We start from the raw sequence: 11,514 nt of genomic DNA on the forward strand, positions 1-11,514 counted from the left end.
GTGCCCGGCCTCATCGGCGCGGCGCTGGTCGTGGAGGTCGCGTTCGGCTACAGCGGCGCCGGCAGCCTGCTCGTCACCCTCATCGCCAACCGCGACACCGTTCCGGTCGCCACGCTGGTCACCGTGGCCGCCGCCGTCACCGCGGCCTCACTGCTCGTCGCCGATCTGATCACCGGGTCCGGACCCCGGCGGTGGCTCCGGTGACCCACGCGCACCTCGCCCGCGCGCTCCTCGTGGGACTGCTCACCAGCGGGCTCACCCTCGCGCTGCTCGGGCCTGTCCTGGCGCCCGTACTCGGGTTGCCCACCCCGGACGCCGTCGTCGGCGGTGCCTTCACCCAGGACAACGCCGCGTGGGGGACGGACCGGCTGGGCCGGGACGTGTTGGCGCGGGCGATGCACGGCAATCTGCCGCTCGTCGCCATCTCGGTGACAGCGGCGTTCCTGGCCACCGCGACCGGGGCCGTGGTCGGTCTCACACTCGCCTGGATCCCAGCACTGCGCCCGCTGGTGCGGTTCGCGACGGATGTGCTGGTCACCCTCCCCCCGGTGCTCATCATCCTGGTCGTGGCCACGGCCGGAAACGGCTCGGTCGTGGTGGTGGGGGCGGTGACGACCGTGCTGTTCATCCCAGTGAGCTCCCGCTACCTGGAGGCCGCGAGCGCCCCACTCCTGGAATCCGGGTTCGTGGAGGTCGCTCGCGCGGAGGGCCGCTCACGCCTGGACGTCACGGTGCGGGAGGTCGTCCCGGGCCTGTCCCGGCCGCTGCTGACCGAGCTGTCCGTGCGCTTCACCAGCACCGTCTACCTGGTCAGCACGCTGGCATTCCTGGGCGGAGGTCTCGGAGGGGGCGGCGACGACTGGGCGTCGACCGTCCGGGACTCGATCGCCGGGGTGACGCTCAATCCGTGGTCCGTGATCGTGCCGGCGATCGGGATCGCGCTCCTGACTGTGCCGCCGGCGCTGCTCGCCGACCGGGAAGGGCACGGGACCCTCTGATGGTGGCCGCCTCTGCGCTCCGCGTGCGTGACCTGGTGATCAGGGACCGAACCGGCGCGCCGCGTCTCGAGGTACCGCGACTGGACATCGAGGCCGGTGACCGCCTGGTGCTGGTGGGACCGTCCGGGGCCGGGAAGTCGACGCTCGCCCGCGCGCTGCTCGGCGACGTCTCCCCCGGCCTGTGCGTGGCCTCTGGTGCGGTCTCCATCGACGGCGTGGACGCACTGGGCGCGAACGCGCGGCAGGTGCGCCGGCTGCGCCGTCGCAGCTCCTTCGTCGACCAGGACCCGGGTGTGGCGCTGACCCCGTGGCGCCGGATCGATCAGCTCACCGAGGAGAACGCGGCCCGCCCGGGACTGGGCCTCCACTACGCGCGGGAACTGGGACTGCCCGTCGACGAGGACTGGCTGCGGCGCCGACCGGCCCAGCTCAGTGGCGGCCAACGGCGCAGGGTGGCCATCGCGCGAGCCCTGTCCGTCGACCCGGGTCTCGTGGTGCTCGACGAGCCCACGGCCGGACTCGACCCGGACACCGCACGGGCCTTCACGGAACTGCTCCTCTCCGTGACGGCGGGCCGGACTCTCGTCCTGGTGACCCATGACGCCCGCCTGGCGCACGCGGTCGGGGGAAGGGTCGTGACGGTGGACGCCGGACGCGTGTATCAGGCGGCACCGCCGGTGGACACGGGCCGAGGGCCGAGGCGCCAGGCGCCTGATCCCGAAGGGACACACACCGGCCTGACCTTCGACTCCGTCGAGGTGGCGCATCCGAACAGCACTCCCATCGGCCCGCTCGACGCGGTCGTGCCGACGCGGTCACTCCTCGCACTGGCAGGCCGCTCGGGTTCCGGGAAGTCGACACTGCTACGCGCCGCCGTGGGCCTTCATCCTCCGATCCGGGGACGCGTGCTGATCCATGGGGAGGAGCTGGCCCCGCGGGTACAGAACCGGCCGCGCGCCCACATCGACTCGTTCGCGTTGGTGCCCCAGGACTCCTCGCTGGCCCTGGCCCCGGCGGTCACCGTGGGCCGCAGACTCCGCCGACTCGCCCGCGACCACCGCACCGACCTGTCCCAGGTCTGCGAGGAGCTCCAGCTCGGTCCAGAGCTCCTGGAACGCCGGCCCGGAGCCCTGTCGGGCGGCCAGCGGCAACGCATCGCGTTGGCCGCCGCGCTGCTCCGCGGGCCCGACGTGCTCCTCGTCGACGAACCCACCGCGGCGCTCGACCGGTCGACGAGCAGCGCGGTGCTCACCCGTCTCGAGCAGGCGTCCGCCGCCGGTGCCGCCGTCCTCGTGGCGACGCATGACGCAGACGTGATCGCCCGCTGCGACTCGGTTCTCACGCTGCCGGACGCCGGATAGCCCTGTGCCACCCGGCGTCCTACCAGCGGTTCCGCGACTCCTCCGCCCACCCGGTGAGGCCGTCCAGGCGCACCGCGGTGCCATCATCCAGGACCCCGGTTCCGGACCAGGTGCCGAAGGCCTGATGGGTGCGCACGGCCAGGATCCCGAGTTCGGTGATGTCCCGGCGGAGGTGGAACGGGGTGAGCGTGGCGTCCAGTCGCTCGCCGCGGACCCGCCAGGCCGCCGCCGGATCCGCCAGGTCATAGGTCCAGTGCAGATCCTCGCTGATCTTGTGCAGACGGCCGTCCACGAGGATCCCGTTCTCCGTGGACCCCGTCCCGTCCGTCCACCGGCCACCCACCTGCAGCGCACACGGCACACCGTCGACCACGCCGCTGCCCGCTCCCCAGTTCCACCGGGTCGCGTACCGCCAGCGCCCGCGCCCGCGGTCCAGGACCGCCCACCCGGTCCCGAGGTCGCGAGCGATCCCGTCCAGGGTCACCGAGCCGGTGACGGGGTTGGCGAGATCCTTGAGGGTGTACTGGAAACGGCGCTCAGTCCACGGCACCACCACCCCGAGACTGTCATGGCCCGGGCGGAGGACATCCAGGTCCACCCGAAGGCCGGGAGCGCGCACCCGGATCGCGGTGGCGCCCTCGTCGTCGTCGTCGATCTCGATTCCCACCCGACCCGAACCCACGCCGGCCGACGCGTGCACGGTCCCCACCCCCGCCTCGTCGCTGAATGCGGGCCGGGCGAGCGGGTTGATCCCGCTGCGGGTGGTCTCCACCCCGGTACGGCGGTCCAGGACGTAGACCGCGCAGGTGGACAGGTAGTCGAGACCGGCCACGGTGAGCCCCACCACGAACCGGTCGGTCACGATGCCCCAGTACTCCCAGCGCTTGGTCCGGCCCCACCCGGCGATGGCGGTGCGGTGCAGCGGGGTGCGGGTCCAGCCGACGGCAGCCGGATCGAGTCGGCGGCCGCGGGCCAGGTCGGTGGGCCGGATGATCTCACGCTCGTCGGTCATGCGCCCACTTTTCCATTCGCGCCCGCTCGGCATTCGCGCGGTCCACAGTGGGACGAGAGGGACCGATGGCGCGACCGCCGAGGGTTGCCTATGGTGCGGTGGACCCGACTGACCTGGAGGGCTCGTGTCCACACTCGATCTATTGCTCGCGACCGTCGGCGCGCTCGGCGTCGTGATCGTCGCCCTGTCCGCGCGACTTCACCGGTGGCCGGTGTCGGAGCCGCTCATCGCGCTCGGGGTCGGCATAGTCCTGGGCCCCGTGGTCATGGGTGTTCTCGACGTCCCCGACATCGTCGCCGACCCCTCCACGCTCCATCACGGCGCGGAGATCCTTCTGGCCATCTCCGTGATGGGTGTGGCTCTTCGCTACCCCTTCTCGGCGATCCGTCGTCACTGGCGGCGTCTGACGCTCCTCCTGGTGGTGGTGATGCCCGCAATGGCGCTGATCTCCACCGGTCTCGCGATCTGGGCGTTGGGGATCCCCTTCGCGGTGGCGCTGCTCTTCGGTACTGCGATCTGCCCCACGGATCCCGTCCTCGCCTCCGCGGCGGTGACCGGCGACGCCGCCGAGCGGGACCTCCCCGAGGACGACCGGCAACTGCTGTCACTCGAGTCGGGGGCGAACGACGGATTGGCCCTTCCCCTGGTCGTGGTCGCGCTCGCCGTCGCCACCCCCCTCACCGCCGGGCAGGCCGCCCTGGAGATCGGCTGGCAGATCCTCGGTGCCCTGGTGCTGGGCGTCCTCGCCGGAGTGTCGGCGGCCAAGGCCCTCCATTTCTCGGAGCGCCACCACACTGCCGAGAACGGCCCGATCCTGATGTTCACCCTGCTGCTGGCGTTGCTGGTCCTCGGTGGCTCGGGCCTGCTGGGAGTCAACGGGGTCTTCGCGTCATTCGTCTCGGGATTGGCCTTCAACCTGGCCAGCGTCGGGCACGAGAGACAGGTGGAGGTGGAGATCGACGAGGCGATCAACCAGTTCGCGGTCCTGCCGTTCTTCCTGGTCCTCGGAGCGATGCTGCCGTGGGACCAGTGGGAGCAGTTGGGTTGGGGTGCGGTGGTCCTCACGGCTGCAGTGCTCGTCCTGCGGCGCCCGCCAGTGCTTCTCGCCCTCATGCGTCCGCTCGGATTGCGGGTACGCGACGCCGCGTTCCTCGGCTGGTTCGGGCCGGTCGGGGTCGCGGCGATCTTCTATCTGACCGAGGAGGCGTCCAGAGCGGGTCCGGATCCCCTGTTGCTGGGTGTGGGCACCCTGGTCGTGGTGGCCAGCACGCTCGCACACGGCGTCTCCTCGGCTCCCGGTCGCGCGATGTTCAGGTCCGCCGCGCGACACGACGAGGACAGAGCCAGCCGCCCGATCCGCTGAAGCCGCGCGCGCGACTTCCGGGTCGTCAGTGGTCGGCCCAGCCACGCAACGGGGCCAGTGCCTCCTCGTCCCCGGCGCTCGAGGCACCGATCACCGAGAGCGTGCCATCCGATTCCAGGCACACCGCTGCCACCTGGTCCAGCCCGCCGAAGCCGCTCGAACGCATGGCCTGGAACACCTCGTCCCGGGTGAGCCTGCTCGAGGCGATCGCGTCCTCCAGCAGGGTCCCCCGCTGCGCCAGCAGGACGGGCCTGGCACGCACGACCGTCCGCCCTTTGACGAGCCTCGAGGTGAACAGACTCACCACGACCTGGAGTCCGAGCAGGAGAGCTATCCCGACCAGCCCGGTCACCAGTGCCAGATCCGACGAGGTGAGGATCGTGGCCAGCAATGACCCCAGCGCGACCGTGACGACCATGTCGAAGGCGTTGAGCTTGGACAACACCCGCTTGCCGCTGAAGCGGATCGCCGCGACCATCGCCACGTACGCGACCGGGCCGATCAGCAGAACGCGCACGATCGGGTCGAGGGACGAGAACCACATGGGGACCTCCGGGGTCGGCGACGTGAGGACAGCTCACGCTACCCGGGGCTCTCCCCACCGACGGCGGACCGCAGGGGGCCCGCCGTCGGTGGGGAGAGCGTCAGGCCGTGCCCGCGTCTGCGTTACCGGCCTTCCACGTCTCCCACGGGACGTTCCAGTCGCCCAGACCGTCCCACCCCGGCAGCGTCGGGCCGACCGTTCCGGTGACCTCGAAGATGTCGCCGCGCTTGACGTTGTCGTAGAACCACTTGGCATCTGACGTCGTGACGTTGAGGCACCCGTGGCTCACGTTCTGGCTGCCCTGAGCCCAGACGGACCACGGGGCGGCGTGGACGAAGATGCCGCTGTAGGACATCCGCGTGGCGTACTGGACCGGGGTCCGGTAGCCCTCCGGCGAGTCGACCGGAACGCCGTAGGTCGAGGAGTCCATGATCATCGAGGCGAGCTTCTCGCCGATCACGTACGTGCCGTTGGGGGTCGGGGTGTCGGGCTTGCCCATCGAGGTGGGCATGGTCTTGATCACTTCACCGTTGCGCTCGATCACGATCTGTTTGGTCGAGTCGTCCACCCGGGAAATGACCGCGTCGCCGATCTGGAAGTCGCTACGCGCGTCCTCCTGGCCGTACATACCGCCGCCCAGATCCTCGCCGTAGATGTCCACGTGGACATCGATCCTGGTACCGGGCGCCCAGTACTCGGCCGGACGCCACCGGACCTCCTGGTTGGAGACCCAGTAGAAGGCGCCCTCGACCTCTGGTTCGGTACGGATGTGAATGTTGTCCTGGGCGGCCCGGCGATCCGAGATCGGCTCGTCGAACATCACCGCGACCGGCTGACCGATGCCCACCGTCGAGCCCTGACCGGTGGTGAGATAGGCCGCCGTCATGATGCGCGGGGTGAGGGTGCTGAACGTGACGTTCTTCCGCGTGACGAGGCCGTCCTGGTCTGTCGCGGTTGACTCGAGCGTGTACTCGCGGGAGTACCCCAGGTCCTCGGTCGTCCGCCACTCCGTCAGGTCGGGGTTGAACTCGCCCTGGACCTGGACGCCCTCCGGGTTCCGCATGACCACGGTGTCGAGACGACCGTCGCTGGCGGTGAGGACCACCGGCTCGGCGGGGTTGGCGTCCAGTGATCCGTCTTCGACGGACAGGTCGATGACCGCGGCCGGCTCCGCCGGGGCTTCGGCCACCTGGGCCTCGCCCGCGCCGCCGGCGCCGATCGTGCACCCGGTCAACACGAGGGAGCCGGCGAACACGGCGGCCAGAGCGAGTCGGGATCTCGACCGGGAACCCGGGTCCCGTCGTCTGGTCCGATCCGTGTGGCGCAAGTTCACTAATGGCCCCTTCCGAGCATCATCCCCCCCCGGACGTCGACATGACCGGCGAGAAGTTACCCCCAGTATGCCTGGGAAAATCATTGCATTCCATATCGAATTGGTTAAGGATGCGCCGTCGAAAACCGGCCACCCCCGCTCTGACCAGGCGATTTCGTGATGCCGTCGGTGTCCTGTTACTGTTTCTCTCGCACCACGCAGGCGCCATTAGCTCAATTGGCAGAGCAGCTGACTCTTAATCAGCGGGTTCGGGGTTCGAGTCCCTGATGGCGCACAGCAGAGAAAGCCCCGGGTCCACGACCCGGGGTTTTGTCGTGTCGGCAGCGCGGCCGGGACCCCCGTGATTCAACGAGAAGAGCGTTCCGCACACGTTTCCCGAGTGGGAATGTGCGAAACGCTCTTCTCGATGGGCTGTGGTGAGCGGCGGCCGCTCAGAGAGCCCGACGCGCCTCGAGGTAGGCCTCGATACGCCGACGTTCCTTGCGCTTGTTGGCCATGGAGACCGTGATGCCCCCGATGACCAGCGCCGCGAATCCGCCGAGGACGGCGAGCACCCGGGGTTCGGTGAGGGCGGCGACGGCCCTCTCCTTGCCCTCTTCGGCGAGGTTCTTGGGATTGACCCGGTCGACGATCTCGTCCAACGTCGTCGCGAGATCGTCACGCGCCTTGGCGATGTCGCCTTCGATGCTGTCGTAACTCCTGGACACGAGACCTCCGTCGATCGCTCGTCACGCGGTTAGCCGCGGATTCTGGACCCCGCCCACGCTACTGCACCCGTCGGCGATCCGCGCCCGCGCGCCGACGCATCGGATAGGTTGGAGTGATCACAGACCCCGACCCGACTTCAGGAGCACCGGTGACCACACCACGGCTCGAGGTGGGCCAGACCGCCCCCGCCTTCACCCTCCCCGACGCCGACGGAACCCCCACGTCGCTGGCGGACCTGCTCGCCGCGCACGGTCGTGTGGTGCTGTACGTCTACCCGGCCGCCATGACGCCCGGCTGCACCACGGAGACAGTGGACTTCGAAGGGGCCCTCCAGCAGTTGCGGGACGCCGGCATCGGGGTCGTGGGGGTGTCACCCGACCCGCCGGCCAAGCTCGTGCGCTTCCGGGACAAGCACGGCATCACGTTCCCCCTGCTGTCCGACCCGGACAAGACCATGCTCACCGAGTGGGGTGCGTTCGGGGAGAAGAAGAACTACGGCAAGACCGTGATGGGCGTGATCCGCTCGACGTTCGTCGTGGAGTCTGACGGGACGCTGTCCCTCGCCCGGTACAACGTCCGGGCCAAGGGCCACGTGGCCATGCTCGCGAAGCTCCTCGGCGTGGAACTGCCCGAACCCAAGGAGGGCTGACGCCACCCATGCCGACCGACCCGCCCGAGCGAGTGCAGGAACCAGTACGGGATCCCGCGGACGAGGCCGTCCAGGACGAGCCGAACATCCTGGTGCCCCGCCGCCGGCCCATCCAGGAGAGGAGCCGGCGCAAGTTCCAGGCGCTGCTGTCCTCGGCGCGGGACGTCCTGGTCGAGGTGGGTTTCGATTCGTTCACCTGCGAGGAGGTGGCCTCCCGCGCGGGCGTCCCCATCGGGACCCTGTACCAGTTCTTCGCCAACAAGTACGTCCTGGTGTGCGAGCTGGACCGCCAGGACGCCCACGGCGTGATCGAGGAGATCGAGCGTTTCGCGCAGAAGATCCCCGCGCTGGACTGGCCGGAACTGCTCAATGACTTCCTCGACCACCTGGCGGACCTGTGGCTGAGCGATCCCTCCCGGCGTGCGGTCTGGTTGGCCACGCAGGCCACCCCCGCCACCCGTGCCACCGCGGCGGTCAACGAGCGCGAACTGGCCAGGATGATCGCCAGCGTGCTCGCCCCGCTCATGCCGGCCACCGAGCGCCAGCGCCGCGCGTTCATGGCCGACGTGCTGGTCCATGTGGCCTATTCGATGCTCAACTTCTCCGTCAGCGCCGGCTCCGCCACGGGCGAGGGCATCCACGACGCCACCGTCACCGAACTCAAGCGGATGCTCACCGCCTACCTGTGGCTGGCGGAGAAGGAAGCCCAGGTCGGCTGAGTCCGGCGAGGCTGGTCCGCCGGCGAGGCTGGTCGTCGACGGTGCTCGGCGCTGGCCCGCCCGGGAGACGGGACCCCGCTACCCGGCCACCGGCCCCTCGAGTACCACGAACGCCAGTGCGGAGTCGCCGTCGTGGCTCAGTGAGACGTGCCAGCGGGCGCCCTCCCCCACCGTCGCAGCGACCTGCCGGGCGACCTCGCCGCCCAGGCGCACCGCGGGCCGGCCCCACGCGTCGCAGACGGTCTCGATCTCGGACCACACCAGCAGGTCAGGTGAGATCGGCGGCGCGGAGCCGTAGAGGGCCGACGACCAGGCCTTAACCACGGCCTCCTTCGCCGCCCACCGGGCGGCCAGGTGACGGGCAATGCGGGTGGACTGACCGGATGACGACGACGAGGAGCCCGCACCCAGCACCTCGGCACCCACCGGGTGGGGGCCGGGCGCGGCCGCGCTGGACTCGGCGCGCTCCCGGCACTGCCGTCGCTCAATGGGTGAGAAGGCCGTGGTGAACCGCGTCCCCGGCTCGGCCAGGGACGCGGCGAAGGCGCCGATCTCGACTGTGTCGACCCCGACGCCCCGCACCGCTACGGTCACTGCCAGTCGCTGGCCGCGAGTACGCCGTCGGAGTTGATCCGCGCGGCCGGGTCCAGCAGGACCGCGGCCTCGCGCTCCTTGACCTCGTCGGCAGATCCCTCGCCGAGTCGACGCGCGTCCGGACGGCTGTAGAGTGACTCGCCGCCGTAGATGGCGTCGGTCAGTCGACGGGCGCCGTCCCGCTCGCGCTCCAGCGCCGACTCGCGGAGGCGCTTCGACTCCTGCTCGCCGAGCTGCGCAGCCACAGCGCGGTGGAACGCCTCGGGGTGCGTCACGGCGATGAGTCCGGAGACGTGACCGAAGCCGAGCGAGGTGAGCAGACCGGCCTTGAGCGGCAGGTCCCCGCCCAGCTGCAGCGTCTCGCGCAGCCAGACCAGGTGCCGGTGTCGGTCCAGGACGTCGTCGACGCAGTCCAGCGCCCGGTTCGGGGGCAGTGTCCCCGAGCGCAGCATCTGGGTCAGCCCGATGAGCTGGAACGCCGCCGCGCCGCCCTTGGCGTGGCCGGTGAGCGACTTCTGCGACACGACGAACAACGGGTTGCCGTCGGAGCGACCGATCGCCGCACCGAGACGCTCGTGCAGGTCCGACTCGTTGGGGTCGTTGGCCTTGGTCGAGGTGTCGTGCTTGCTCACCACGGCCAGGTCATCGGCGGTCAGTCCGAGCTCTGCGAGACCGCGGGTTAGCGGCGACCGCTTCCCACCACGGCCGGCGCCGAGAGCGCCCAGGCCCGGTGCGGGGATCGAGGTGTGCGCGCCGTCGGCGTACGAGCCTGCCCAGGCCACCACTCCGTGGACCGGCAGCCCCATGCGGGCCGCGACGTCGCCGCGGGCCAGCAGGATGGTGCCGCCGCCCTGGGATTCGACGAACCCGCCGCGCCGCCGGTCGTTGGCCCGACTGTAGTGGCGCTCGTCGATCCCCTTTGCCGCCATCGCCGCGGAATCGGCGGTGGCGGACATGTCGGCGAAGCCCTGGATGCCCTCGGTGGACAGGTCGTCGAACCCGCCGGCCACCACGAACTCGGCCTTTCCGGCGCGGATCTTGTCGAAGCCCTCCTCGACGCTCACCGCGGTGGTGGCGCAGGCCGCCACCGGGTGGACCATCGAGCCGTAGCCGCCGACGTAGGACTGCATGACGTGCGCGGCCACGACGTTGGGCAGCGCCTCCTGCAGCGTGTCGTTCGCGCGGCTGCGGCCGAGAATCCCGTCGATGTACAGCGACCTCATGCTGGTCATACCGCCCATGCCGGTGCCCTGCGTGTTGGCGACATCGGCCGGGTGCACGTGGGCCAGCAGCTCCGCCGGGGTGAAGCCGGAGGAGATGAACGCGTCCACGGTGGCCACCAGGTTCCACGCCGCCACCCGGTCGATCCCGGAGACCATGTCGGCGGGGATGCCCCACGCCGTCGGGTCGAAACCGGTGGGGATCTGCCCACCCACGATGCGGGTGAGCGTCGCACGGCGCGGGACGCGGATCTCGGTGCCGGCCTTGCGGGTGACCGTCCAGTCGCCGGTGGAGACGTCGTGGGTCACGACGGTGTTCTCCGGGTCGGCTTCGAGGTACGCGCGGGCCTGGCCCTCGTCGTCCACCACGAAGGACAGGTCCTCCGGCAGGAACACCGAGGTCAGCTGCGGCGAGGCGTTATCGAACATCTCCGCGCGCGAATCGTCGGCGTAGGTGCGCACGCCCACCCGGGCGAGGACCTCGTCGTGGAAGCGCTCGGCGATGTCGGCCTCGTCGATTGGGTCACCGGACTCGGTGACGGTCCAGCCGGCGCGCGGCGAGTCCTCCCAGGTGATGAGCCCGGTCGACCAGGCCAGCTCGACCACGCCGGCGGCGCTGAGGTCGCCGGTGGTCTCCACCTCGAAGCGGGTGCGGGCGCTGCCGTAGGGCCCGACCTCGCCGGAGCCCACGATCACGACCATGTCCTCGAGGTCCTGCGTGACCTGGCCCCACTCGGGGCGCTCGTCGGCGGTGACGGTCTGCAGCGACGGCAGGGCCGCGATGGTCCCGTCGGCGTCCTCGGTCGAGACCTCGGCCGCCGGGGCCGGACGGTCCGCGGCGAGCGCAGCCATGTCCAGGTCGGCGGTGCCGAGACCCCCGGTGAGGTCGACTGTGAGAGGCGCCTCTCCGGCGGACCGGCGGACGTCCGGGGTGCACGAGTCCAGCAGCTCGGCGGCGATCCCGGCGGTAGACCAGGTGGACACGCCCGCGGCCTCCACGGCATCGACGAGCA

Annotated in this window: 11 protein-coding genes, 1 tRNA gene and 1 pseudogene; 7 read left to right on the forward strand and 6 right to left on the reverse strand. The window is 70.6% G+C overall.

Annotated elements, in window-relative coordinates; translation table 11 throughout:
* The 3 genes and pseudogenes from G6017_RS08975 to G6017_RS08985 all read left to right on the forward strand — a co-directional run.
* A pseudogene (locus tag G6017_RS08975) lies at positions 1-204 on the forward strand (hypothetical protein); the annotation flags it as partial.
* A complete protein-coding gene (locus G6017_RS08980) occupies positions 201-998 on the forward strand; it encodes an ABC transporter permease subunit (RefSeq protein ID WP_182617019.1) in 798 nt (265 codons plus the stop codon). The pseudogene G6017_RS08975 and the gene G6017_RS08980, both read left to right, overlap by 4 nt.
* Positions 998-2,359, forward strand: coding sequence for an ABC transporter ATP-binding protein (locus tag G6017_RS08985; RefSeq protein ID WP_182617021.1), 1,362 nt, complete (start codon positions 998-1,000; stop codon positions 2,357-2,359). Before G6017_RS08980 ends, G6017_RS08985 begins: the two co-directional genes overlap by 1 nt.
* 19 nt (positions 2,360-2,378) lie before the next feature.
* Here the strand turns inward: G6017_RS08985 and G6017_RS08990 are convergent, their stop codons facing one another.
* On the reverse strand, positions 2,379-3,371 hold the full coding sequence (locus tag G6017_RS08990) for a DUF2804 domain-containing protein (RefSeq protein WP_182617023.1): 993 nt from the start codon (positions 3,369-3,371) through the stop codon (positions 2,379-2,381).
* A gap of 124 nt (positions 3,372-3,495) precedes the next feature.
* Here G6017_RS08990 and G6017_RS08995 point away from each other — a divergent pair, with 124 nt between their 5' ends.
* Positions 3,496-4,734: a cation:proton antiporter domain-containing protein gene (locus G6017_RS08995; RefSeq protein WP_182617025.1), complete on the forward strand. Its 1,239-nt coding sequence runs from the start codon at positions 3,496-3,498 to the stop codon at positions 4,732-4,734.
* Positions 4,735-4,759: 25 nt separating this feature from the next.
* Here the strand turns inward: G6017_RS08995 and G6017_RS09000 are convergent, their stop codons facing one another.
* Positions 4,760-5,278, reverse strand: coding sequence for a DUF421 domain-containing protein (locus G6017_RS09000; RefSeq protein WP_182617027.1), 519 nt, complete (start codon positions 5,276-5,278; stop codon positions 4,760-4,762).
* 100 nt (positions 5,279-5,378) lie between these two features.
* On the reverse strand, positions 5,379-6,611 hold the full coding sequence (locus tag G6017_RS09005; RefSeq protein WP_481787705.1) for a L,D-transpeptidase: 1,233 nt from the start codon (positions 6,609-6,611) through the stop codon (positions 5,379-5,381).
* A 201-nt stretch (positions 6,612-6,812) separates the two neighbouring features.
* Between G6017_RS09005 and G6017_RS09010 the strand changes: the two genes are divergently transcribed.
* Positions 6,813-6,885, forward strand: a tRNA-Lys gene (locus G6017_RS09010).
* Between the two features lie 157 nt (positions 6,886-7,042).
* On the opposite strand, the gene G6017_RS09015 is transcribed toward G6017_RS09010, so the two are convergent.
* Complete coding sequence (locus G6017_RS09015; RefSeq protein WP_182617031.1) at positions 7,043-7,318, reverse strand: DUF3618 domain-containing protein; 276 nt, start codon at positions 7,316-7,318, stop codon at positions 7,043-7,045.
* Between the two features lie 149 nt (positions 7,319-7,467).
* Between G6017_RS09015 and G6017_RS09020 the strand changes: the two genes are divergently transcribed.
* A complete protein-coding gene (locus tag G6017_RS09020; protein WP_182617033.1) occupies positions 7,468-7,968 on the forward strand; it encodes a redoxin domain-containing protein in 501 nt (166 codons plus the stop codon).
* An 8-nt stretch (positions 7,969-7,976) separates the two neighbouring features.
* Complete coding sequence (locus G6017_RS09025; RefSeq protein ID WP_182617035.1) at positions 7,977-8,687, forward strand: TetR/AcrR family transcriptional regulator; 711 nt, start codon at positions 7,977-7,979, stop codon at positions 8,685-8,687.
* Positions 8,688-8,765: 78 nt separating this feature from the next.
* Here the strand turns inward: G6017_RS09025 and G6017_RS09030 are convergent, their stop codons facing one another.
* Both G6017_RS09030 and G6017_RS09035 read right to left on the reverse strand, forming a co-directional pair.
* A complete protein-coding gene (locus G6017_RS09030; RefSeq protein ID WP_182617037.1) occupies positions 8,766-9,281 on the reverse strand; it encodes a phosphopantetheine--protein transferase domain-containing protein in 516 nt (171 codons plus the stop codon).
* Positions 9,278-11,514, reverse strand: a 2,237-nt coding sequence (locus tag G6017_RS09035) for a beta-ketoacyl synthase N-terminal-like domain-containing protein (protein WP_277819587.1), incomplete at its 5' end; no start/stop codon positions are given. The genes G6017_RS09030 and G6017_RS09035, both read right to left, overlap by 4 nt.

This window comes from Dietzia sp. B44, assembly GCF_014145245.1.
GTDB classification, from domain to species: domain Bacteria; phylum Actinomycetota; class Actinomycetes; order Mycobacteriales; family Mycobacteriaceae; genus Dietzia; species Dietzia natronolimnaea.

Excerpts from the sequence above, each read along its gene's own strand:
- G6017_RS08985 (WP_182617021.1), top strand. The coding sequence starts at position 998 with ATGGTGGCCGCCTCTGCGCTCCGCGTGCGTGACCTGGTGATCAGGGAC.
- G6017_RS08990 (WP_182617023.1), bottom strand. The coding sequence starts at position 3,371 with ATGACCGACGAGCGTGAGATCATCCGGCCCACCGACCTGGCCCGCGGC.
- G6017_RS09000 (WP_182617027.1), bottom strand. The coding sequence starts at position 5,278 with ATGTGGTTCTCGTCCCTCGACCCGATCGTGCGCGTTCTGCTGATCGGC.
- G6017_RS09025 (WP_182617035.1), top strand. The coding sequence starts at position 7,977 with ATGCCGACCGACCCGCCCGAGCGAGTGCAGGAACCAGTACGGGATCCC.